The organism is Xanthomonas sp. WHRI 1810A (assembly GCF_040202885.1).
Taxonomy (GTDB): domain Bacteria; phylum Pseudomonadota; class Gammaproteobacteria; order Pseudomonadales; family Pseudomonadaceae; genus Aquipseudomonas.
Genome location: NZ_JBEGED010000016.1, coordinates 71129 through 95110 on the forward strand (window position 1 = coordinate 71129; position 23982 = coordinate 95110).

Sequence of the window (23982 nt, forward strand, 5' to 3'; positions counted from 1 at the left end):
GCGGAGCGTGGGTACGATCAACAGCGACTATCGGGATTGGCACCTGATCGTTCCTCACGCTCCGCGTGGGAATGCCGTGCCTGACGCTCCGCGTCAGCGGGACGCGGAGCGTCCGAAGTGCCGTGCCCACGCGGAGCGTGGGTACGATCAACAGCGACTATCGGGATTGGCACCTGATCGTTCCTCACGCTCCGCGTGGGAATGCCGCGCCTGACGCTCCGCGTCAGCGGGACGCGGAGCGTCCGAAGCGCCGTGCCCACGCGGGGCGTGGGTACGATCAACAGCGACTATCGGGATTGGCACCTGATCGTTCCTCACGCTCCGCGTGGGAATGCCGCACCCGACGCTCCGCGTCAAAGTGGACGCGGAGCGTCCGAAGCGCCGTGCCCACGCGGAGCGTGGGTACGATCAGTGGCGCTCAGGCGTTTGATGCTGGCCGCAGGCCGTGGGAGGGAGCTTGCTCGCGATGCTGTCAGGCCTGCGGCAGCAGCGCACCGGGCTCCACCTGCTGCAACCGCTCGAGGTCGGCGGTGATGCGGGCGGTCCAGAAGTGGGCGCCCTGGTCCCGGGCTTCGTGCCGGGCTTCTTGCAGCAGGCGCTGGGCCTGGGCCAGTGGCGGTGTTTCACGCCGGAGCAGGATACGGGCCTTGATGCGCAGCAATTCCGGAACGAACCAGCGCTCCTCGCGACCTCGCGCGGTGTGCAGGGTCTGGTCGATCACCTGCAGTGCCCGATCCTCCAGCCCGAGCAGGGCCAACCCTTGTGCGTATTCGCTGCGGAACAGGCTGTGCAGCGGGCTGTCCCCCTGTTGCCTCAATTGCGCCAAGCCTTCGCCCAGACGCGGCACGCCGTCTTCAGGGGCGCCCTGGCGGATCAGCAGGATATCGTCGAAGCAGCGCGCAAACTGTCGCCACACATACAGCTCATGCCCCACGAGGCTGTCGTTCAGCACCGCCAGGTAATCCCGCGCTTGCTGCAGATGGCCCATCAGCAACGTGGTCGGGATGGCACTCAGGCACAAGGTGTACCAGAGCGTGGCGGGGTGGTTGAGGGTGATGGCCTGGCCGACATTATTCTCCAGCGCCAACAGCGCCGGGCCGACCTCGCCCTGCAGCAACTGGATCTGCGCCTTGAGCGATTGCGCGGCGATGCGCTGGTCGAAATGCAGGTCGATCAGGTGCGTGTTCGCGGACAACGGCGAACTCAACGCCTCGATCACCGACGTCCGGGCGGCGCCCAGGCGGCCCATGTGGAATAGCGCGTTGGCGCGCATCCGCAGGCCAAGCAACTGGCGGTCGCTGTGGTGGCCGCGCTGGCTGAGCGCCAAATACTGCTCGGCCAGATCCAGGGCCGCCACGTACTGGTTCTGGCAACTGCGGTCGTTCCACAACCCCCACAGCGCGCGCAGCTGGTGTTCGGTGTCGTTCAACGCCCGGGCATGTTCGAGGACGTGCAGCCACGCCTCACGAATCCTGGCCCCGCCGCCATAGGCCAGGACCCGGACGCTGGCCGACGCCGTCAGCAAAAACATACGCTGGTGCTGGCGAGCCGGTGTCCGTTGTGCGGTGGATTGCAGGCCGCGGCTGACCCAGTCATGGCATTCGTCGGTCAGGGACAGGCGCAACCACAGCGGCACGCTGACCAGTGTCAGCTCCACCGCCAGCGCCAGATCCCCCGAGGGCGAGTAGGCCCAGGCCAGCGCGGCACGGACGCTGTCGACCTCCGCGCCATACCGCGCCAGCCATGCGGGCGGCGTGGTGTGCACCAGGTCCTGCACCGAGGTCTTGAGTTCCTCCAGCGTCCAGCGCGCGTGACGCTGCGCCGTGGCATCGGTTTCTTGCGCTTCCGACAGCTTGTGCGCCGCGTACAGCCGCGTGGTTTCCAGCAGCCGATAACGCTGGGCGGCCCCCTGTTCCCGGGCCATCACCAGCGACTTGTCCATCAGCTGTTCAACCCGATGCGCGCGGTCCTGGGCCTCGACGTCAATCACCGCGTCCACGGCGGCCAGGGTGAACAGCCCGGTGAACACCGACAGCTGACGAAACATCGCTTGTTCGACCGGCGAGAGCATGCCGTACGTCCAGTCCAGCGCGGCACTCAGGGTGCGATGACGGGGCAGGGCGGTGCGGCGGCCGGTCATGTGCAGGCGAAAGCTGCCGTCGAGCATGTCCACCAGCGGCTCGATACCAAAGGCACGTACCCGGGCCGCGGCGATTTCGATGGCCAGCGGATTGCCGTCCAGTTTGCGGCAGATGGCGGCGGCCGCCGGCACATCCTGATCGGTGAACAGGTAGTCCAGGTCATGGGCCGCCATGCGCTCGACCAGCAACTGGACGGCGGGATAGGTCAGCGCCTGGGCGGTGGCCAATTGAATGTTTTCAGGCGGAAACGGCAGCGGGGCCAGGTCGTGGACGAATTCGCCGTCGGCCCGCAACGGTTCACGGCTGGTGACCAGCACGGCGCAGTGCGGCGCCTGGTGCAGGATCCTTTCGATCGCGGTCGCGGCGTCTTCCAGCACGTGCTCGCAGGTGTCCAGAATCAGCAGCGCCTGGCTGCTCGCCAGGCGCTGACCGATCAGCTGCAGTGGCTCGCCGAGGCTGTAATCGATCCCCAGGGCCTCAGCGATGGCCACATGCACCAACGGCCCGCGGCTGACCGGCGTCAGGTCAATAAAGCGCACGCCCTGGGCAAACTGCGGCAGCATCCGGTTGGCCAATGCCAGGGCGACGGTGGTCTTGCCCGTGCCCGCGTGGCCGGTGAGGGTGACGAAGCGGCAGTCTGCCAATTGAGCATCCAGCGAACGCAACAGTGCGTCCTGGCCAAAGATCCGCCGGGAGGGCGGTCGGGGTTGCAGACTCGATTGCGGCGCGGGCAAGGGTGGGGGGACAGGCAGCGGGTTGATCGGCGCGACGAAACGGTAGCCGCGTCCGGGCACGGTGGCGATGCAGCCGAAGTCCGGGTTATCGCCCAGTGCCCGGCGCAAGGTCAGGATCTGCGCCCGCAGGTTGCATTCTTCGACCACCACTTTGGGCCACGCCAGGGACAGCAGCTCAGCTTTGTCCAGCAGTTCGCCGGCACGGCTGGCCAGGGCAATCAACAGAAGCATGGCGCGGCTGCCCAGGGCGACCGGTTCGCCGTTTTTCAGCAGCACGTGATGTTGGGGGATGAGGACAAACGGGCCGAAACAGATCGCGTCATCCGGGACCGGAATGCCGCGGTCGGTGTCAGTGATAGCTTGTCCGGCGCTGGGTCTGTCGAGATTCATTGCGTACCTTCGGGAATGAGGACGCCCAAGCGCATGGCCAGCGCTTGATTGTCTCAGTTTCGGTACACGGCAGTATCCAGCGGCTTAATGACTGTTTTAAGCGCGCCGCTGCAGATGTTGCGGATTGCTTCGGGCTGCGCTCAGTTGTCCACCGACAGCTCGTGGTATTGACGGCCAAAGTAGATCAGGCTGCGGTTTTGTTCGCTCAGTGTGATGGCGATCACTTCACAGATCAGGATGTCGTGGGTGCCGACTTCGGTGATTTGTGTCAGCCGGCAATCGAAGGACACACTGGCTTCTTCCAGGATCGGAGAACCGGTCTGACCCAGTGACCAGCTGGCTGCGGCGAAGCGCTCCTCCATGGAAGTCTTGCCACCGAACAGGTTGGAAATGGCCTGATGACCGGGCGCCAGGACGTTCACGCACAGCACGTTATTGGCCTTGAACGTCTCGTACACCGAGGCGCTGCGGTTCAGGCAGACCAGCAGGCTCGGCGGCTCGTCGGTGACGCTGCACACCGCCGAGGCGGTAAAGCCCGCGCGGCCGCCGGGGCCGTCGGTGGTGATGATGTTCACCGCCGCGCCCAGGCGCGACATGGCGTTGCGGAAATCAGCTTTGGTCAGCGCGACCGGATCGACCGCGCTCACGGTATCGTTCATCACAGCAGGCGTGGCAGGCATGTCGGGTGACCTCATACAGGTAGGTTTCAAAGCAGCGTACAGGCTTGATCGAACGCCAGCCGGGGCAGGCGGCCGAAGACTTTTGTCGGGTCGCCATGGCCCAGGTTGATGATGAAGTTCGAGGTCCATGTGGAGTCAGCGAAGAATTCGGCATCCACCGCCCTGGCGTCGAAGCCGGACAACGCGCCGGCGTCCAGGCCCAAGGCGCGGGCGGCCAGGATCAGGTAAGCCCCTTGCAGCGAGCCGTTGCGAAACGCCGTTTCGTGCGCCGCTTCCGGGCTGTGGGTGAACCAGCTTTTGGCATCGGCGTGGGGGAACAGCATCGGCAGCTGCTCGAAAAAGGCTTTGTCCCACGCGACGATGACGGTCACCGGGGCGGTCATGGTTTTTTCCAGGTTGCCCTTGGACAGCGCCGGTGCCAGCCGTGTCTTGGCTTCGGGGGTGCGCAGGAACACGAAGCGCCCCGGCGAGCAATTGGCCGACGTCGGGGCCATTTTCAGCAGGTCGTAGAGGCTGTGCAGAACGGCGTCCGAGACCGGCTCGTCGGTCCAGCCGTTATGGCTGCGCGCCTGCGTGAACAGCACGGCCAGGGTTTCATCACTCAGGGGGCCTTTCATGGCGTGTCCTTTTTGTCGTGGATAAGCGGTGCGGCGATCACAGTCGCGGCGTACGGCCTTCAATCGGGTGATGCGGGTCCACCGGGCCCAGCGTCGAACTCTTGCCAGGTGAGACCAGTGCGTCACAGAAGCGTTCGTCCTCGGCGGTCCATGGGCAGGCGAGGGCGGTGAGTGCGTCCTCCCATTGCTCGAAGGTGCGCGGGCCGATCAGGGTGCTGGTGACCTGGGTGTTACGCATGGCCCAGGCCTGCGCCAGGTGCGCCGGTTGGCGGCCGGTCTGTTCGGCGTAGGCTACCAGCTTCGCGGCCACCGCCAGCGATTCCGGGCGCCATTCGGCTTCCAGCATGCGCGGGTCGGCGCGGGCGATGCGACTGCCGGCGTCGGGTGCGGCGCCTTCACGGTATTTGCCGGTAAGAATCCCTCGTGCAAGCGGGCTGTAGCAAACGGTGCCGACGCCATAATGCGCGGCGGCGGGCAAAATCTCGACCTCGGCCTCGCGATTGACCAGGTTATAGAGCGGCTGCGACGCCACCGGGCCGCCGATGCCGGCCTCACGGGCCAGACGCACCGTCTCGGCCATGCGCCAGGCCTTGAAGTTGGAGACGGCGAAATAGCCGATCTTGCCTTCGCGGATCAGGTCGGCGAACGCCAGCACCATTTCTTCCAGCGGCGCGTCGAAGTCCGCCTTGTGCATGTACAGAATGTCGATGTAATCGGTGCCCAGGCGTTGCAGCGAAGCGTGGGCGGCTTCGCGGATCCACTTGCGCGACATGCCGCGCTGGTTCGGGCCCTGGCCCATGGGGTTGCCGACCTTGCTGGCCAGCACCCAGCGATCACGTTCGGCGACAATGGCGCGGCCCACGGTGCGTTCCGATTCGCCCTGGTTGTACAGGTCGGCGGTGTCGATGAAGTTGACGCCGTTGTCGGCCGCGTTGGCGATGATCCGCCGGGAAGTCGCGTCATCGGTGGCGCCGCCGAACATCATGGTGCCCAGGCAGATTTCTGAAACTTTGAGCCCGCTGCGGCCCAGGTATCGATAGTGCATGTAAAGCGCCCTCAGTTGGTTTTCGGTGGTGCATGCTCGCGGCGGCTGCCGGTGGGTCAGGCCGGGATGACGGCGGTCGAGGCGATTTCCACCAGAAACTCGGGCTTGACCATTTCCAGCCTCACGCAAAAGCGCGCCGGCAACAGGGTGGGGAAATAGGTCACGTAGATTTCATTGAACGCGTGGTAGTCGTCCAGGTTGCGCAGGAAGATCTGGTTCATGGTGACGTGGTCCATGCTGCTGCCGGCCGCTTCCAGCACCACTTTGATGCTGTCCAGCACGCGCCGGGTCTGCACTTCGATGTCGCCTTCGCCCACCAGACTGCCATCCACAGGGTCGGTGGACAGCATGCCCGCCACATACACATGGTTGCCGGCCTTGATGCCCCAGTTGAGATGATTGAGACCGGTGGCGGTCTTGCCGATGATCCAGCCTGCGGGGTTGATTGCCTGATTCATGTCGTGCTCCGTTGTTTCTGAATATCAATGAGAGATGAAGCCCTGCAGGAGCGGATTCATCCGCGAATCGGGTCTTGCTGACGCTGAATGTGTGTCGCCGATACAGGCCTCTTCGCGGGCAAGCGCGCTCCTACAGATGTGGCGTCTGGCGGAAATCGGCGCTGCACCCGGGCTCTGTTGTAGGAGCGCGCTTGCCCGCGATAGCGGTGTATCTGACGCTGAAGATGCATCGCCCGTATGGGCCTCTTCGCGGACAAGTCCGTTCCCACAGGGTCGGGCTCTGATTTGGTTTCTGTGATTGTCTGTTCAATCACCGTCCCTCACCCCGCAAAAACGGTCTGCCCAGATCCGCCGGGGCTGCACCGGCGCGGCCCATGACAACCCAGGCGATGAGGGCGACCACGAACGGGGTGGCCATCAACAGCGGGGTGGCGATCTGGATGCCGAGGTATTGCCCCTGGAACTGCAGGGCTTCGAGCAGCCCCAACGCCAGGGCGACTATCAAGGTGCGCAGCGGCATCCACCGGGCGAAGATGGCAATGGCGATGGCGAGGTAGCCGCGGCCCGCAGTCATGTCGTCGATGAAGGTCCCGCCCGAGGCAATGATGCACAGGTACGCGCCGCCCAGACCGGCCAGCACCCCGGTGAACAGCGTCGCACCAAAGCGCAGGCCCGACACCGGCTGGCCGGCCGCGTCCAGGGCGGAGGCGTTTTCACCCGCCGCGCGCAGCAACAGCCCCAGCCGGGTAAAACGAAACATCAGCCACAGCGCCACGGCCAGCAGCACCGTCAGATAAAACACCGGACTCTGGGAGAAGAGGGCGCGGCCCACCACCGGCAGGTCCGACAGCCACGGCAGCTTCATCATGGTCACCGCGCGCATCGAGCCCGCCGGCGGCGCGTCCACCAGCACCAGTTGGCGGATCAGCGAGGTGGTGCCCATGGCGAACAGGTTGAAACCGATGCCCATCACGATCTGGTTGGCCCGGGCCAGCACAGTCCCCAGCGCCAGCACCGCCGCCGCGATGATGCCGCCGAGCATGCCGATGGCCAGCGCCGCCACCGGCGAACCGGTCATCGCCAGACCCACCGCCGAGGCCACCGCGCCAAACAGCATCAAGCCTTCCAGGCCAATGGTGAAGACACCGGCGCGCTCCGACACCACTTCCCCCAGGGCCGCCAGCAGCACCGGCACGCTCATCCGCACGCCCGCGGCCAGAAACAGCGCGAGGGTTACCGAGTTGATGTCCATACGGGCTTTCCTTTGGTGAGCATGACGCCGCTGATCACGGCCAGCAGCAGAATGGGCAGGCCGATGAGCACGTCGGCCAGGGCGGACGGGATCGACAGACTGCTTTGCAGGGCCAGGGCCGCATTGTTGATGGCGCCGAAGTACAGCGAGACCACAATCGCGCCGAACGGCTCAAGCCCGGCGAGGAACGCCACCGCCAGACCCTCGAACCCGAGGCCCGACGAGAAGCCGTCGATCAGCCGGTATTGCACGCCCAGCACTTCGAAGGTCCCGGCCAGCCCGCCGATGGCACCGGACAGCGCCATGCTCGACAGGATCGTGCGGCCGGCCGACTGACCTTGCAGCCGAACAAAACCGGGGCTTTGCCCACTGGCGCGCAATTTCAGACCGAACGCGGTGTGGTGCAGCAGCACCCAGATACCGATGGCGATCACCACCGCGAGAATGACGCCCAGGTGCAGCCGGGTGCCGTCGATCAGGGGCGGGAAGATCCCGCCCCGTGGCAGTTGCGCCGACATGTTGAAGGTCGAGCCTTCCGGGCGCATAGGGCCTTGCACCAGGTACTTGACGCAGTAGATCGCGATGAAATTCATCAGCAACGTGACGATGATCTCGTCGGCGCCGCGCCACAGTTTCAAGACCGCCGGGATGGCGCCCCAGATGGCACCGCACAGCGCGCCACTGAGGATCGCCAGCGGCAGCAAGGCCACGCCGATGTCGCCGAACGCCAGGTACGGCAGCATCGCGCCGACCGCGCCCATCTGCAGTTGACCTTCACCGCCCAGGTTGAACATCCCGCCGCGAATCGCGATCAGGGCGCCGAGGGCCACCAGCAATCGGGGCGTCATGAACACCAGGGTGTCGGCAACCGCGCGGGCATCGCCGAACGACCCTTGCACCGCCACCCGAATCGCAGGGATCACCGGGAAACCCAGCAGCGCAATCAGCGCCAGGCCCAGCAGCAGCGAGCCTACAAACGCGCCCAGCGTGACCTTCAGCGACAGCGGCACGCTGAGCCGCGCCAATAGCCGGCGCAGCTCCACCATCGGTTGTGTTGACTCAGGCATCGACAGGCTCCAGAGCAGGTGAGGGGGTGTGCCGGCCCTGGGTCATCAGCGGGCCAATGGCCGTGACTGACATCCCCGCGCCGCTGACTTCGCCGGTGATGCGCCCACCGTTGATCACCAGGATCCGGTCGGAGACGCGGATCAGTTCTTCGATGTTCGAGGAGATGACCACCACGCAGGTGCCGGCCTCGGCGGCCGTTGCCAGACGGGTCAACACGGCTTCGGCGGCGGCGACGTCCAGGCCCCGGGTCGGCTGGTAGACCACGATGATCGAGGCCGCCTGGTCCATGGCCCGGGCCACGACGATTTTTTGCTGGTTGCCCCCCGACAGCGAGCGCGCCGGGGTGGCAGGGGAATACGTGCGAATGTCGGACTCGGTGATCATGACCTGCGCCTGTGCGCCGATGGCCCGGTGATCCAGCAGGCCCGTCCGGCGGTATTCGCCGCGCATGATCCGCGGATAGAGCAGGTTCTGTGACACCGACAAGTCCAGCGACAGCCCCTCGTGATGACGGTCCTGAGGCACCACCGCCACGCTGACATCGGGCTGGCTGCGCTGCACCTGTCCGGTCTCGGGCTGGCGCTGCCCGGCCAGCACCTCGAACAGCTCGGTCTGACCGTTGCCCTCGACCCCGGCGACGCCGATGACTTCGCTGGCGTGCAGGGTCAGGTTGATCTGCTGCAAGCCCGGCGAGCCGCTGCTGGGCCGCAAGGTGGCGCCGGTCAGCCGCATGCGCTCAGGGCCGGCGACCCGTGGCGCGCCGATTCGCGCCGCGTTGGACACCGCGTGGCCGACAATCCGTTCCACCAGCTCGCTGGACGTGGTGTCGACGATCAGGCCGGTGCCGTTGGTGCGCCCGCGCTTGAGCACGGTGTAGCGGTCGACGTGGGCCAGCACCTCGTCGACGTTGTGCGTGACCACCGCCACCGCCGTGCCTTGATCGCGAATGCGCCGCAGGGTGGCGTAGAGGTTGTCGATTTCGGCCGGGGTCAGGATGGTGGACGGTTCATCCAGCAGCAGGACCCGGCTGTCATTGACCAGCGCCTTGAGAATCTCCACCCGTTGCTGCAGCGCCAGGGGCAATCGCCCGACGACCGCCGCCGGGTCCAGATCGACGCCGTAGCGCTTCATGAACGCCCGGACATCGGCATGACGCCGAAACGCACCACGCCGTGCGCCCTTGGCCACCAGCGCCAGGTTTTCAGTCACGGTGAACGGCATCACCAGCTTGAAATGCTGGTGGACCATGCCGATGCCGTTGGCGATGGCGTCGGCGGGGCGACGATGGATCACCTGACGGCCGTGCATCAGCACACCGCCTTCGCTGGGCTCATGAACGCCGTACAGAATGTTCATCAGCGTGGATTTGCCGGCCCCGTTCTCGCCCAGCAACGCGTGAATCTCCCCGGTGTGAAAAGTGAGGGACACGTTTTCCAGGGCGAGAAACCCGTTGGCGTAGCGTTTGGAGACGTGATCGAGCTGGATGACCGGGGCAGACATGGGCGTCACTCTTCGATTTTAATCTTGCCGGCCTTGAGGTCTTCCATGACCTTCGCGACCTTGTCTTGCACACCGGCGTCGACGTGGGCAAACGGGGTGACCAGGGACCAGCCGTTGGAGGCCAGGTTCTCGGTGACGATGCGGTTGCCCAGCTTGCCGTCGGCGTAGGCCTTGCCGATGTCGGCGTAGGATTTGCCGAAGTTCATCAGCGTCGAGGTCATCACCGCATTGGGGTAGGCCTTGGACTGATCACCATAGGAACCGATGGTCAGCACGCCTTCCTCGTCGGCCGCCTGCTGGATGCCGGCGTCGGCCGTGTCGGCGGTGGGAATCACGAAGTCGGCGCCGCGCGCGATCACCCCGGTGGCGATCTCCTTGGCCCGCGCCACGTCGACAAACGAGCCGACGTACGCGGTATCGACCTGCACGTTCGGGTTGACGTACGCCGCGCCCTTCTTGATGAACTGGATGGTGCGTTCCGCCGACGGAATCGGCTCGCCGGCAATCACTGCGATGTGACCGGCCTTGCTCGCCGAGGCGGCCAGGGCACCGAGCACGAAGCCGTATTCATCCCAGTCCACTGACCAGGCGGAGTAGTTGGGCAGGTTGGCGGTGCTGCCTTCGTAGGAATAGAGCACGAACTGGGTGCCGGGGTAGGAGGGCGCCACTTCCTTGATCGCCGCCGAATAGCCCGACGAGTGCGCGATGATCAGCTTGACGCCGTCCGAGGCCAGTTGGCGCAAGGCCGCTGGCGCCGCTTCGTAGGAGGTGTTTTCCAGGTAGCTGGGTTTGAAGCCGCCCTTGTCGGCCATGGCCTTGAACCCGGCGTAGCCTGCCGAGTCCCACGTGCCCTGAGTGACAGTCTGGGTAAACAGCGCCGCCACACGGGGCGCCTCGGCGGCCTGGGCCAGCGAGCCAACACCGACGGCCGTGGTGGCCGCCATGGCTAACAGTGCGTGAACTTTCATGTCGAAGCGTTTCATTTCGAGGCTCCTGGTCGCACCGCGACGCGTGGCAAGGGGTTTTGGCGTGAATGAGGTGTTCAGTCCAGCGGCAGGATCAGGGTCACGTCGATCTCGGCCAGCAGGTCCGGATCGGCGAGCCCGGCAACCACGACAAAGGTGCTCGCCGGCAAGTCATGCCCGGCGAAGAACGCAGTGCGGGCGCGGTGCAGGGCCGGGATGGTGTCCCGTGACAGCGCGTAGGTGTTGAGCTTGACGATGGCCTGCGGGCCCACCCCGAACGCGTCCAGTGCCAGGGCGATGTTGGCCCAGATTTTTTGCGCCTGAGCGTCGATGTCGCCTTTGCCGACCACGTTGCCGTCCGCGTCCCAGGCCACCTGGCCGGTGAGGAATACCGGCTGCCCGGCACGCACCACGGCGTGGTTGTAGTAAGTCTGCTGCTTGAGGCCGGCGGGGTTGACGGGACCGTTCTTCATCAACGCAGTCCCTTCTGGTAGGCGCGTGCGTTGGTCTGCACACCGTTGAGTTCCAGCACTTCCAGCACGTCGGTGCCGACGATGCGCAGGTCGTCGATGAAGTCCGGGACGATGACCGTGACGCCGTCCAGCTGCGCACCCTTGATGATTTCAGCGAGCTTGATGCCGATGGTTTCCGGTGAGCCCACCAGCGCGGCGCGGGTCATGGAGTTGCGCTGCTCACCCTGGGAGACGAAGCGCTGGGCCATGGTGTTTTGCTTGAAGCTCTTGTCGCCGGAGTACTCGCGGGTCTGGTTGTCCAGGGCGATGGTGTCGACGCCCGAGTCGTACAATGCCACGCGCTCGCGGGCCTCGGCATCGGTGGCACCGGGGACGATGGTGAACAGGCCGTAGGTCTTGAAGTCCGGCTTGCCTTGTTGCGCTGCCAGCTCCTTGGCGCGGCGGCCGGTCTTGATGAAGTCGTCGTGGTCGGAGCCGAGCATGAAGCTGCCGGTGCAGTTCTTCATGGTGAACAGAAAGCCGGTGTCCGAACCGCCGGCGCAGATGATCGGCGGCGGAGTGACGGGCTTGGGGTTGGACATGCAGTCGGTCAGCTCGTAGTGCTTGCCCTTGTGATTAACGCGGTCTTCGGTCCAGAGGCGCTTGAGCACGGTGAGCCATTCCTCGGCCATTTCGTAGCGCTGGGCGTGATCCAGGTCCGCCCACAGGCCCATCTGGCCCTGGTCGGTGGGGTTGGAACCGGAGACGATGTTCAGGCCGAAACGGCCCTTGGAAATCTGATCCAGCACGGCCGACATCTTGGCCACCACCGCCGGGTGAAAGACCATGGTGTGCACGGTGCCCCAGACGCCGATGCGACGGGTGGCTTCGGCCAGGCCGGCCATGGTGGTCAGGCTTTCCAGGGTCACGTCCCAGTGTTGCGACGGGCCGCCGTAGCCGCGCCACTTGGCCATGGACAGGGCGAAGTCAAAGCCCAGGTTTTCGGCGAGGATCGTGACCTCCTTGTTGTAGTCGTAGGTCGCCGGCAGTTGAGGGCTGGTGGTGGAGGTGATCCAGCCGCCGTTGCCCACCGGCAGGAAAACGCCGAATTCCACGCTGTTGGGGTCGTTGCCAAGCATGCTGAACTCCTGATTCAAATGACTGAGGCGTCAATGGATGCGAGACCGGTCCGCGCCACGAAGTCGAGGGCGAGTCGATTGAACGTGTCGGTTTCGGTTTCTGAAAAACTGTGTCCGCCCTGGGGCACGATGGTCAGCTCGGCGCCGGGAATGGCGTCGGCCAGCAGCCGTGACTGGTAGGGCGGGGTGAGGATGTCGTCGTTGGCGCAGACCACCAGGGTCGGGGTGGTGATTTTCGACAGCTGCGCGGTGGCGTCATGGGCCATGATCGCGTCGATGCGGCGCAGCACGATTTCCCGGGCCGGAAAGCGCGCGACCGAGGCCAGCAGCGCCGGGGACAAGGCGTCGGCATTGGCCCGGATGTATTCGGGCGGGTAGAGAAACAACGCACTGCCGTGGACATATTCTTCCAGCGAGGTGGTTTCCAGCAGGGTGCGGCGCATGCGGAAACACCAATTGAAATGCGCGTCGGACTTGGACCAGCTGGCGTACAGGATCATGCCCGCCAGCAGATCCGGCTCGCTGGCCGCCAGTAACTGGCCGATGGCCCCGCCGGTGGAGTGGCCGATCAACACCGGGCGGTCCAGTGCCAGCGCCAGGATCAGCGCGTGCAGGTCATCGGCCAGGGTGCCGATGCTGTACGGCTCATCGGGATGGTCCGACATGCCGGCGCCGCGCTGGTCGTAGGTCACTACGGTAAAGTCCCTGGCGAACACCTCGATCTGGGGTTTCCAATAAGCGCCCGCGCCGCCCAGCCCAGAGACGAACACCAGCGCCGGTCCACGCCCACTGATCTCGTAATGGGTCTGGATTCCATTGGTGAAAATGCTCGGCATCGTGCTTCCCCTGTTCGGTTTCGGCGCGAGTGGCAGTCCTGACATTCGCGGATGACTATTTATTGCACGGGGCTGGCGGCGGGACGTAGCCGGGATTGCTGCATGCCGTGTTGCCCGAATTAGAACGCCGGGGATGTTGGCGCACCGAGGGGAAAACGGTCCTTGAGAAACTTGAGGAACGCGTTGGTGGCGTAGCTGGGCACCCTTTCCTGGTGCACGCAGACCGCCGAGCGCACGTTTCTGAACGACGCAAGGTCGATGGGAATCGCCACCAGCAGGCCCGCGTCGATCTCGCGACGCGCGGAAATCTCCGGGCCGATGGTGACGCAGACCCCTAGCACAGCGGTGGCGCGCAGGATGTCCAGGTTGTTGGCTTCGATGACGATACGCGGCTTGAACTGCCGGGCCTCGGGGGTGCGGTCGAACAGCTGGCGCAAGCCGAAGCTTTGCCGGGGCAGGGCGAGGGAGGTCCGGCACAACTGCTCCATGGTCACCAGCGACTGATTGGCCAAGGCATGGTGCCGCGCGACCAGGCAGACCACCGGTTCCTTGCGCTCGGCGACCACGTCGATTTCAAAACGCAGTTCGGGGTTGTAGATGATGCCGATGTCGGTTTCGTCGCGGATCAGCGCTTCGACGATCAGGTCGCTGGAGCACGTGGTGATCTGGAAGTCGATGCCTGGGTGCAGGTCGAGAAAGGCGGCGATGGTCTCCGGCAGAAAGCTCGACAGCACGCCCTCCATGGCGTGGATCTTCACCTCGCCCTGGTCCAGGGAACGGAACGCGGCAATGCCTTCGCGCACCCGTTCCAGGTCGCGGAACAGGGTGCGGGTGTAGCGCTCCAGCATGACCCCGGCGGCGGTCAGCTCGACTCCGGTGTTGGTGCGTTCCAGCAGGGGGACGCCGAGGTCGTGTTCCAGCAATGACATCTGCCGGCTCACGGCGGACGGGGTGACATGCAACCGATCGGCCGCGCGCCGGATCGCTTTGGTGTGGGCCACTTCGTTGAAGTAGCGGAACGCGGTGAAATTCAAGAAAAGCTCCAGTACGGCTCAGGCCGCGCGTGCGGCGACTGTTGCGATTTGATCAACGGGACAGACGGATCAATGCCGGGCCGTGAGTCTGGCCAGGTACTTCGCTGTCTACACCCGAATGGGTGTGGGGGTGTTATGCATAAGCTGTGCCTGTTGGCGAGATGATCGAGTGTGCGGTGCCAGACCATGGTCGATCGTGCCCACGCGCCGCGCGATCACGGCGCTTTGGACGCTCCGCGTCCCGGTGACGCGGAGCGTCGGGCACGGCATTCCCACGCGGAGCGTGAGGAACGATCAGATGCGCTGCGCCGCGATTCCCGCTTCTGCCCGGAGGGCGTAGGAGCCATCGGAGGTTACGACGGTCGCGATGGGCTGCGTAGCGGCCCCAAAACCTGCAAACGCGGATCTGCCTGACCCACCGCAGGCGTCTGGTTTCAGGGCCGCTTCGCAGCCCATCGCGGGACAAGCCACGCTCCCACGGCCTGCGGCCAGAATCAAAGGCGGTGACGCGGAGCGTCTGGCACGGCATTCCCACGCGGAGCGTGAGGAACGATCAGGTGTGCTGCGCCGCGATGCCCGCTTCTGCCCGGAGGGCGTAGGAGCCATCGGAGGTTACGACGGTCGCGATGGGCTGCGCAGCGGCCCCGAAACCTGCAAACGCGTATCTGCCTGACCCACCGCAGGCGTCTGGTTCAGGGCTGCTTCGCAGTCGGAAGCGACCCCGGCCCATCGCGGGACAAGCCACGCTCCCACGGCCTGCGGCCAGAATCAAAAGCGGTGATCGTGCCTACGCTTTGCGCGATCACGGTGCTTTGGACGCTCCGCGTCCCAGTGACGCGGAGCGTCGAGCACGGTATTCCCACGCGGAGCGTGAGGAACGATCAGGTGGGCTGCAACGGCCTGCGCCCAAACCCTCGCTTACCAGAACGTCCCGCGCAGGGTCAGCATCTGGTTGCGGGGGTCGCCGTACCAATTGGTCGCGGCGGTGGAGCCGACAGTGGCGTAGTAGGTTTTGTCGAAGAGGTTGTTGGCGTTGTAGGTCACGGTCCAGTGCTCGTCCACTCGGTACTCGGCCAGAGCGTTCCAGACCGCGTAACCCGCCTGGGTGAAGTCGTAGGCATTGGTGGCGCCATTGGCGGTGACGGTGCCGCTGTAGTAGTTGGAGCTTTGCAGGTTGACGCCGCCACCGACCTTGAAGTCCGACAGCACGCCCGGCAGGCGATAAGTCGAGAACAGCTTGAACAGGTGCTTGGGCGTCTGGGTGCTGATCGGCGCCTTGGCGTTGCGGTTGCGGTTGTTGTTATAGGTGTAGCCGGCCATCAGCATCCAGTCGGGCAGGACTTCACCGGAGATTTCCAGGTCCACCCCCTTGCTCGCGACTTCCCCCTGATCCAGCCAGCAGCAACTGCCGGAGAAGGCGTAATCGTTGATCGGGTAGGCGGGGTCGCGCACGCCCTGGTTCTCGCGTTTGGTGTAGTACAGCGCGATGTTGGTATTGACCGTGCCGCCAAACAGTTCGCCTTTCAAGCCGGTTTCATAGGTCTTGCCTTCCATCGCGTCCATTGAGGAGCCCGGCAGCGGCCCCTGCAACAGGCTGACTTGTGGCTTGTAGATTTCCGAGTAGCTGCCATAGACCGACCACTCATTGCTCAAGTCATAGACCAGGCCACCGTATGGCGTGACCTTGGTCGGCTCGCGCATGTCGATGGTCGACTGCGTGGTCCAGGTGCTGCCGACCCGGGTCTGGTAGGTCTGCTCGAATTGATAGCGCTGTACCCGTGCGCCCAGAATCAAATGCAACGGCTCGGCGAGCTGCAGGCGCAGGCTGCCATACAGGCCGTACTGCTTCTGGTCGTTGGGGTTGTAGTCGCGGGTGTAATTGCGGTCATTGGGTGGCTCGGCGAACGGCGTGCTGTCGGGATCGAAAGGGTTCAACGGGCCGCCTGCGCTGGGGTAGCGGCCAGTGCCCAGCCAGCGACTGGTGATTTCCTGATAATCGGCGCCGACCACCAGATCGTGTTGCAGGCCGAACAGCTGAAAGGTGCCGGACAGGTTAGTGTCCAGCATGCGTTGCTGGTTTTCCTGTTTGGCGGAGCTGCCGAACCAGGTCAGGCCTGCACCGGTAGTCTTATTGATGCCCACGCCATTGGCGGTGGTGGTTTTGAAGTAGCCCACGTCCCACAGATCCGTGTAGGAGACGTTGAGCTTCCAGTCTTCGGACAGCTGGTGGTCGATCTTGGCAAACACTTCGCGCCCGGTGGCGTCGGTGTAGGCCCAGTTTTCGCCCAGGCTGGTGTGCCGTGGCAGGCCGATGTCGGAGCCGTCCAGGTAGCGAGGCACTGAGTTTTGCGTGCCGTTCTCATGGGACTTGTTGTAACGGATGCCAGCGGTCAGCATCGTGTCATCGGTCACGTCGGCCTCCAGCACGCCATAGACGAATGGCTTTTCGGTGCTGCGGTTGTCGGTGAAATACTGGCGATCGGTGTTGGCCACCACCATGCGTCCGCGCAACTTGCCGTCGAAGGCAATGGGCCCGGTGATGTCCAGTTCCTGGCGATAGTTGTCCCAGCTGCCCGCCGACGCGGTGAGCTTCAACTGATAGGCGTCCATCGGCCGCTTGCGCACCATGTTGACCAACCCCCCAGGATCACCGGTGCCGCCGAACAGGGCCGCGGACCCTCGCAGCACTTCGATATGGTCGAATTCAGCCAGATCGTAAATGTTGGAGGAATAAAAGCTGCCCAGGGAACTGCCCTGAGCCATGGGCGCGGCGCCGTCGAGCTGGAAGTTCTGGATCGCGAAGCCACGGGACAAAATGTCAAAGGTACGGTACGTATTGTTCTGCACCGTGATGCCCGGCGTGGCGCGCATGGCGTCGTTGATGTCGGTCATTTGCTGGTCGACCATCAACTGCTGGCTGACGATGGAAATCGACTGCGGTGTCTGGCGCAGGCTGGCCGGGGTCTTGGAACCTACGCTGGTCAGGCCGGTGGTGTACGACCCCGAATTTTCCGTGGCCTGGCCCATGCCCTGACCTTCGACGCGGGTGCTGCCTAACTCTACGATGCTGTCCCTGCGTGGGGATATCACCAGGGTCGAGCCCTGCTGCTGCCAGGTCAGGCCGCTGCCATCGAGCAAACGCTGCAGTGCGTCCAGAGGTTCAAGGTTGCCCTTGAGGGCGGGCGCACTGCGCTGCGCCACGATGCCGTCGTCCGCCGCGATCGTCAGCCCCGCGCGTTCACCCAGTTGCCGAAGCGAGGTCGCCAGCGGCTGCGACGGTAAATCAAAGGCCACCGGCGCTGCCAGGGCGTGACCGGTCATGGCCACTGACGCGGCAAGCACCAGTGTTTTCAAGGGATGACGATGCATGGGGTCTTCTCGTTTGGATAGCGGTTACCTGATGACGCGGTAGCCTGAAAAACCCTGATGTCTCGGCATATACATATTTCAATCGTCCGCTTTACGGCCTTAACGAGCCCGCATTTGCGTGGTCCCGGCCAGCTGGGTAATTTCCACGGGGGCGATGGCGGGCAGGGCAGCGAGGAAACTGTCAATGTCGGTGAGCTGCACCACTGCAGTAATGGACGGCGATGGTTTGCCAGGCACGTTGATGACCGGCCCATCACGATAGCGCGACAGGCTGTCAGCGATTTCCGACAGGTCGGCCTTGGTGAAGATCAATCGCCCGCGTGCGAACGCGAACGCGTTGTCGGCGGGCAGCGTCAGCCGCCGCAGGCTGTCGCCGCGTACGATCTGCGCCACGTCACCGGCGTTCAGTTGCAGGCGGGAGGGCTCGGCGTCCACCTGCACCCTGCCTCGTTCGACACTCACCCGCAGCCGGTCGTGCAAGCGATTGACCACAAAACGCGTGCCCAGCACTGTCACCCGTGCCAGCCCTCCGTCCACCACGAAAGGCCGCTCAACGTCGCGGGCTACGTCGAAAATCGCCTCGCCCTGCAATAGAAACAGCTGGCGCTGTAGCCCGTCGTAACGCACGTGAATGCGGGTGTCGGCGCCCAGGGACAGGCCGGACCCGTCGGGCAGGTGATGGTGCTGGCGTTCGCCTTTTGCCGTGCTCAACTGGCACTCGTACACATCGGCGCTCCCATGACGCCAGGAAAACCCTGCGATCACCATACCCGCCAGCCCGAGCACGCCACTGCGCAGAAATCGCCGCCGGCCACGGTGGTGTTCCATCTGCTGCGCCAGGGTTTCGGTCTTGCGGGTCGAGGCCAGGTCGCCCCACAACTCGCAGAACGCCTGATACTCGGCCCGATGCTCAGGGTCGGCACGCAGCCAGTGATCGAACCGGGCGCGATCCTGATGATCGTCGGGCACATCCAGCAAGCGGGTAAACCAGAAGGCCGCCTGTTCCCGCGCGCAACTCATGGGCAGAGCGCTTCGCGGGCACCGCGCAAATCGAGCAAGGCGCGGATCAGGTGCCGTTCCACCATGTTCAGGCTGATGCCCAGCATCGTGGCGATGTGGGCCTGGCGATGGCCTTCGATGCGCGCCAGCCAGAACACTTCGCGGCAGCGAAGCGGCAGGCAATCGAGAATGCGCTGCAGGGCTTCGAGACGTTGCTGCAAATCGGCCAGGTGTTCGGGGGAGGGTGCGAAGTCGTCGCGGACGTTGGCATGCCGGAGCAGAGTGCCGTCGTCATCCGTGAGGGCGACATAGCGGGCGGCGTGCCGGTAATGGTCGATCAGGACCGAATGAGCGACCTGCCGCAGGTAGGCATTGGGCTGGTCGATGGTGATGCGCTGGCTGGCCAGAACGTATCGGATGAAGGCGTCGTGCAGAATGTCGTAGGCGCCATGCACGCAGCGGGTTTGCCGGCTGAGGCTGAGCAGCAGATCGGTGTAGGCCCACCTGAGGTTGATTCCGTTCCAGTTCATTGTTTCCAGTCCTGCCGCCAGCGGCTTGCTGACCTGTTGGCAACAGGTGTCAGCCAAGCGGCGCAATCGTTGTCAGACGGCGCCGTAGGACTGGAAGGATAAGAGCTTCGAGAGCTGAGTGCAAATGGGAAGAATTACTATTCGCACAGTTTTCAAAATGCCATCCACGATGGCGCTTTCATTGGCGAGTGCATATGAACGGCCCCGGCCCGGCTGATAGGATGAGTGTTTTTTCCGGACCGAGCGGCAGTCCGTGGTACACGGCACTGCGTACGTCGTTCACCGGGCAGGTTGTTTCATCAAGAGCCACAGAGCACAACACCATGAGAGATCTGCCGCCCACCGCCACGTTGCGCGCCTTTGAGGTGGCGACCCGGCACGCGACCTTCACGTCCGCGTCGCAAGAGTTGCACGTCACCCAGAGCGCCGTCAGTCATCAGCTCAAGCACCTCGAAGCGCTGTGGGGTTTGCCGTTGTTCCAGCGCGGCAAGTCGCTGACCCTGACACCCGAAGGTGCAGCGCTGGCGCCCATCGTGCGCGAATTCTTCATGAAACTGGAGGCGACGCTTTCGGACCTGCGCGAGCAGAACGGCCGCGTGCGGCTGACGGTCAGCACGACGTATTCATTTGCGCTGAAGTGGTTGCTGCCCCGTTTGCCGGTGCTGTCCCAGCAACACCCGGAAATCCTGGTGACGCTGGACAGCACGGACACGGCCATCCAGTTTTCCAGCGCCGACCCGGACGTGGCAATTCGTTTGGGCAGCGGTAATTACCCGGGCCTGCATAGTGAGTTCCTGTTCAGGGAGCAGATATTTCCGGTGGCCAGTCCTGATCTGCTGACCCGCTTCGGCGCGCCTCAAGAGCCGGCCGAGTTATTACGCTATCCGCTGCTGACACGGGCCGGCGCCGATCTGGTGCCGAAGTGGGAATTGTGGTTTCAGCAGGTCGGCGTGGGGATCTCCGCGCTCAAGGAAACGGTCCGTTTCGCAGACACCAACATGACCATTGAAGCCGCGCTGCTGGGCCAGGGCGTGGCGCTGGCCCGCAGCGGACACGTTGAAAGCGAACTGGCCGATGGCAGCCTCATCCGGCTGTTCGACGTGCCGTTCCCGTCGCCGGTGGCCTACTATTTTGTCTGCCCCAAAGGGCTCGAAGCGCAACCTCATATCGTCAATTTCCGCAACTGGCTGCTGAGCGAATCAGGCACGGCGCAGCACAGCTATCGTGAGCCATGAGCTTTTACTCATGGCCGGATGAAAGGAGTTCGCTTTTGTCCCGCCCTCGACGTGCCTAGGATGGCGCATGCCTATTCATATCGTTGTACTCATCCTTTTCGCCGCGCTCCTGCATGCCAGTTGGAACGCACTCCTGCGCGGTGGCGCCGACAGACTGTGGTCGATGACGGTCATGTGCCTGGCGGTGGCGCTGGCCAGTATTGTCATGGCGCTGTTCCTGACGCCCCCGGCACAGGCCAGCTGGTTCTACGCCGTGCTCTCGGCGCTGCTGCATATCGGTTATAACCTGTTCCTGGTGCGCAGCTACAAGGTGGGCGACCTGGGGCAGACTTATCCCATCGCTCGCGGCTCTTCACCGATTCTCATCACCCTCGGCGCCTCGCTGTTTGCCGGCGAGACCGTCAGCACCAGCGCGTTGCTGGGCATTGCGCTGGTGTCGGGCGGGATCATTTCCCTGGCCTTCAAAGGCCGACAGCTGGCGGTGCCCAGCCTGCCGTACGCGTTGGGCACCGGCTGTTTCATCGCCGCCTACAGCGTGACGGATGGCATTGGCGTGCGCTTGTCCGGCGCGCCCATGGCCTACACGGTCTGGATGTGCGCCATGTGGGGCGTGCTGATGCCCATGGTCTACATCGGCCTGCGCGACGCCAAGAGCCTGTTCACCCTGCGACTGGGATTCGGCACGGCGTTTTTCGGCGGACTGGTTTCGCTGCTGGCGTACGGGATCGTCATCTATGCCATGTCCGCCGCACCCATGGGCGCGGTCTCAGCCCTGCGGGAAACCAGCGTCCTGTTCGCCGCGTTGATTGGCTATCTGTTCCTCGGCGAAAGCCTGAACCTGCGCAAGCTCCTGGCCTGCGCGGTCATCGCCATCGGTACGATCATCATTGGCTGACCCGGCACTGTCCCGAGCATGTCGGGCATCACATCTACCCACTCACCCATGAGGTTCGCAAAATGGACACAGCTCCCCAGGCACCCCTGATTCTGATCACCGGAGGCAGCCGTGGCGTCGGCGCTGCAACGGCGCGGCTGGCAGCCGAGCGCGGTTTTGATGTGGCGATCAGCTTCGTGGCCAATGAAGCGGCCGCCCTGGCGGTGGTGGCAGACATCGAAGCCCTGGGGCGCAGGGCGTTGGCGGTCCGGGCCGACAGTGCTGATCCGCAGCAGGTCGCTGATCTGTTCGCCGCCATTGACCGGACGTTCGGGCGCATCGATGTGCTGGTCAACAACGCGGCGATCCTTTTACCGCAGTCGCGGCTGGAAGACCTGGGGTTCGAGCGGATGCAGCGGATGTTTGCGGTCAATGCCATCGGCCCGATCCTTTGCGCCCAGCAAGCGGTCAAGCGCATGTCGACGCGGCACGACGGGGCGGGCGGGGTGGTGATCAACGTCTCTTCGGCCGCCGCCCGGCTCGGCAGCCCCAACGAGTACGTCGACTACGCCGCGTCCAAAGGCGCGTTGGAGACGTTCACCATCGGCTTCGCCAAGGAAGTCGCCCGCGACGGCATCCGGGTCAATTGCGTGCGCCCCGGCCATATCTATACCGAGATGCATGCCAGCGGCGGAGAGCCTGGACGCGTGGACCGGGTCAAGGAGTCGATCCCCATGGGCCGCGGCGGTCAGCCGGACGAAGTGGCCCGGGCGATCCTGTGGCTGGCCAGTGCCGAGGCCTCCTTCATCACCGGCACTTTTCTGGATGTCACCGGCGGCAAATGATCCACGAACAGGCGATGGGGCAGACGCCTCGGCGGATTCATGCATCAGGCTCATCAAGGCATGCCGCCTGGGGCGGGTAGTTAAGGGCGAGGGACTGGTTTACCGTCACGCTCAATGACCGTGCCCCCTTCGGTGGCTTTCCGGTGAGAGCCGTTTCCTGCCTCGACGGATCACCCCCGGGCACGGCCGACCAGCCATTCATTGCTCAGGTGCCCCACATGAAGTTACTCGGAACCGCGTTCGCCTCGCTGTTGTTCGCCGCCGTCGCTGAAGGCAATTCGGGAGGCGGCAAACCCGACCCGAAACCGTCGCAGGATGTATTGGAAATCACCCCGCAGCTGTATCACTACACCACCGAGTTGTTGTTCGGCGAAGTCTGGAAACGCCAGGAACTGGCGCGCCGCGACCGCAGCCTCATCACCGTGGCGGCGCTGGTCAGTGCCGGCCAGTCGGCCCAGTTGACCGCTCACCTGAAGCTGGGGCTGGACAACGGTCTTAAGCCCATTGAAATCAGCGCACTGATCACTCATCTGGCGTTCTACGCTGGTTGGCCCAACGCGATGTCGGCGGTGGGTGTGGCGAAGCAGGTGTTTGACGAGCGCGGCATACCCGCCGACCAGCTGACCCCGCCGCCCACCGAGCCCCTGACGCTGGACCCGGCCAGCGAATCCAGGCGTAAGGCGGCGGTGGCCGCCGCCGTTGGCAGCGTGGCCCCGGAACTGGCGCGCTACACCGACGATGTCCTGTTCGGCGACCTGTGGCGCCAGACCCACCTGACCGCCCGCGACCGCAGCCTGATCACCGTCGCGTCGCTCATCACCCAGGGCCAGGTCGCGCAGCTGCCGTTCCACCTCAACCGCGCCATGGACGAAGGCTTGACCGAACGCCAGGCCGGTGAGGTAGTGACGCACCTGGCGTTCTACGTGGGCTGGCCGAAGGCGATGTCCGCCGTGCCGGTGTTGAAGGAGGTGTTTGCGTCGCGCCGTACTCAGGGCTGAGTCGACTGATCGTCCCGTTGGGGGCAGTCTTGAAATCATGCGCCCGAGGTGGCTCAGACGGATCGCATTTACAGGGTTTGCTGCCGGTGCCCGGCAGATCGCGAGCAAGCTCCCTCCCACGCCGTCGGCAGAAGCGGATCGGCGTGCGCTCAGGCTTTTGATTCTGGCCGGAGGCCATGGGAGCGCAGCTTGTCTCTGGGCCGCAATCGGACGTAGACCACATCTGCAGGTTTTGCTGGCGCTGCGCACCAGATCGCGGGACAAGCCACGCTCCCACGCCCTCCGGGCAGAAGCGGATCGGCGCACGCTCCCACGCCGTCGGCAGAAGCGGATTGGCGTGCGCTCAGGCTTTTGATTCTGGCCGGAGGCCGTGGGAGCGTAGCTTGCTCGCGATGGGCTGCGCAGCAGTCCTGAAATCATGCGCCCGAGGTGGGTCAGGAAGACCGCATTCGCTGGGTTTGCTGGCGCTGCGCACCAGATCGCGGGACAAGCCACGCTCCCACGCCCTCCGGGCAGAAGCGGATCGGCGCAGGCTCAGGCTTTTGATTCTGGCCGGAGGCCGTGGGAGCGTAGCTTGTCTCTGGGCCGCAATCGGACGATGGGCTGCGCAGCAGTCCTGAAACCATGCGCCCGGGGTGGGTCAGGCAGACCGCTTTCGCTGGGTTTGCTGGCGCTGCGCACCAGATCGCGGGACAAGCCACGCTCCCACGCCCTCCGGGCAGAAGCAGATCGGCGTGTGCTCAGCTTTTGATTCTGGCCGGAGGCCGTGGGAGCGTAGCTTGTCTCTGGGCCGCAATCGGACGATGGGCTGCGCAGCAGTC

At 64.6% G+C, this 23982-nt stretch carries 20 protein-coding genes; 4 read left to right on the forward strand and 16 right to left on the reverse strand.

The window, feature by feature from the left end; all coding sequences use genetic code 11:
- Positions 1-472: 472 nt before the first annotated feature.
- The 16 genes from ABQX22_RS21290 to ABQX22_RS21365 all read right to left on the reverse strand — a co-directional run bounded on the left by ABQX22_RS21290 (position 473) and on the right by ABQX22_RS21365 (position 19209).
- On the reverse strand, positions 473-3265 hold the full coding sequence (locus ABQX22_RS21290; protein WP_349801839.1) for an ATP-binding protein: 2793 nt from the start codon (positions 3263-3265) through the stop codon (positions 473-475).
- A 140-nt stretch (positions 3266-3405) separates the two neighbouring features.
- The gene (rutF, locus tag ABQX22_RS21295) at positions 3406-3945 is read right to left on the reverse strand and encodes an NADH-dependent FMN reductase RutF (protein ID WP_349801840.1); all 540 of its coding nucleotides are present in this window, start codon (positions 3943-3945) and stop codon (positions 3406-3408) included.
- Between the two features lie 26 nt (positions 3946-3971).
- Complete coding sequence (locus tag ABQX22_RS21300) at positions 3972-4562, reverse strand: malonic semialdehyde reductase (RefSeq protein ID WP_349801841.1); 591 nt, start codon at positions 4560-4562, stop codon at positions 3972-3974.
- A 37-nt stretch (positions 4563-4599) separates the two neighbouring features.
- A complete protein-coding gene (locus ABQX22_RS21305; RefSeq protein ID WP_349801842.1) occupies positions 4600-5607 on the reverse strand; it encodes an aldo/keto reductase in 1008 nt (335 codons plus the stop codon).
- Positions 5608-5663: 56 nt separating this feature from the next.
- The gene (locus ABQX22_RS21310) at positions 5664-6065 is read right to left on the reverse strand and encodes a Rid family hydrolase (RefSeq protein WP_349801843.1); all 402 of its coding nucleotides are present in this window, start codon (positions 6063-6065) and stop codon (positions 5664-5666) included.
- 310 nt (positions 6066-6375) lie between these two features.
- Positions 6376-7317, reverse strand: coding sequence for an ABC transporter permease (locus ABQX22_RS21315; RefSeq protein WP_349801844.1), 942 nt, complete (start codon positions 7315-7317; stop codon positions 6376-6378).
- Positions 7299-8384: an ABC transporter permease gene (locus tag ABQX22_RS21320; RefSeq protein ID WP_349801845.1), complete on the reverse strand. Its 1086-nt coding sequence runs from the start codon at positions 8382-8384 to the stop codon at positions 7299-7301. The genes ABQX22_RS21315 and ABQX22_RS21320 overlap by 19 nt, the downstream gene beginning before the upstream one ends.
- Positions 8377-9885, reverse strand: a complete 1509-nt coding sequence (locus ABQX22_RS21325; RefSeq protein ID WP_349801846.1) for an ABC transporter ATP-binding protein — start codon at positions 9883-9885, stop codon at positions 8377-8379. Before ABQX22_RS21325 ends, ABQX22_RS21320 begins: the two co-directional genes overlap by 8 nt.
- A gap of 5 nt (positions 9886-9890) precedes the next feature.
- Positions 9891-10868 carry a BMP family protein gene (locus tag ABQX22_RS21330; protein WP_349801847.1) on the reverse strand — a complete coding sequence of 326 codons (978 nt, stop codon included), beginning with the start codon at positions 10866-10868 and terminating at the stop codon, positions 9891-9893.
- 59 nt (positions 10869-10927) lie between these two features.
- Positions 10928-11323 (reverse strand): RidA family protein, encoded by a 396-nt coding sequence (locus ABQX22_RS21335; protein ID WP_349801848.1) that lies wholly within the window; start codon positions 11321-11323, stop codon positions 10928-10930.
- Positions 11323-12441: an LLM class flavin-dependent oxidoreductase gene (locus ABQX22_RS21340; RefSeq protein WP_349801849.1), complete on the reverse strand. Its 1119-nt coding sequence runs from the start codon at positions 12439-12441 to the stop codon at positions 11323-11325. The genes ABQX22_RS21335 and ABQX22_RS21340 overlap by 1 nt, the downstream gene beginning before the upstream one ends.
- 14 nt (positions 12442-12455) lie before the next feature.
- Positions 12456-13277 (reverse strand): pyrimidine utilization protein D, encoded by an 822-nt coding sequence (gene rutD / locus ABQX22_RS21345; protein WP_349801850.1) that lies wholly within the window; start codon positions 13275-13277, stop codon positions 12456-12458.
- A gap of 119 nt (positions 13278-13396) precedes the next feature.
- Complete coding sequence (locus ABQX22_RS21350; RefSeq protein WP_349801851.1) at positions 13397-14311, reverse strand: LysR family transcriptional regulator; 915 nt, start codon at positions 14309-14311, stop codon at positions 13397-13399.
- A gap of 918 nt (positions 14312-15229) precedes the next feature.
- The gene (locus tag ABQX22_RS21355; protein WP_349801852.1) at positions 15230-17680 is read right to left on the reverse strand and encodes a TonB-dependent siderophore receptor; all 2451 of its coding nucleotides are present in this window, start codon (positions 17678-17680) and stop codon (positions 15230-15232) included.
- Between the two features lie 99 nt (positions 17681-17779).
- Complete coding sequence (locus tag ABQX22_RS21360; protein ID WP_349801853.1) at positions 17780-18700, reverse strand: FecR family protein; 921 nt, start codon at positions 18698-18700, stop codon at positions 17780-17782.
- Entirely contained in the window at positions 18697-19209 is a 513-nt protein-coding gene (locus ABQX22_RS21365; protein WP_349801854.1) for an RNA polymerase sigma factor, read from the reverse strand. Before ABQX22_RS21365 ends, ABQX22_RS21360 begins: the two co-directional genes overlap by 4 nt.
- Positions 19210-19532: 323 nt before the next feature.
- On the opposite strand from ABQX22_RS21365, the gene gcvA reads away from it, so the two are divergent.
- The 4 genes from gcvA to ABQX22_RS21385 all read left to right on the forward strand — a co-directional run bounded on the left by gcvA (position 19533) and on the right by ABQX22_RS21385 (position 23161).
- Positions 19533-20444 carry a transcriptional regulator GcvA gene (gcvA, locus tag ABQX22_RS21370; RefSeq protein ID WP_349801855.1) on the forward strand — a complete coding sequence of 304 codons (912 nt, stop codon included), beginning with the start codon at positions 19533-19535 and terminating at the stop codon, positions 20442-20444.
- A 67-nt stretch (positions 20445-20511) separates the two neighbouring features.
- A complete protein-coding gene (locus ABQX22_RS21375) occupies positions 20512-21339 on the forward strand; it encodes a DMT family transporter (RefSeq protein ID WP_349801856.1) in 828 nt (275 codons plus the stop codon).
- 62 nt (positions 21340-21401) lie between these two features.
- A complete protein-coding gene (locus ABQX22_RS21380) occupies positions 21402-22163 on the forward strand; it encodes an SDR family oxidoreductase (RefSeq protein ID WP_349801857.1) in 762 nt (253 codons plus the stop codon).
- Positions 22164-22381: 218 nt separating this feature from the next.
- A complete protein-coding gene (locus ABQX22_RS21385) occupies positions 22382-23161 on the forward strand; it encodes a carboxymuconolactone decarboxylase family protein (protein ID WP_349801858.1) in 780 nt (259 codons plus the stop codon).
- The last annotated feature ends 821 nt before the right edge of the window (positions 23162-23982 follow it).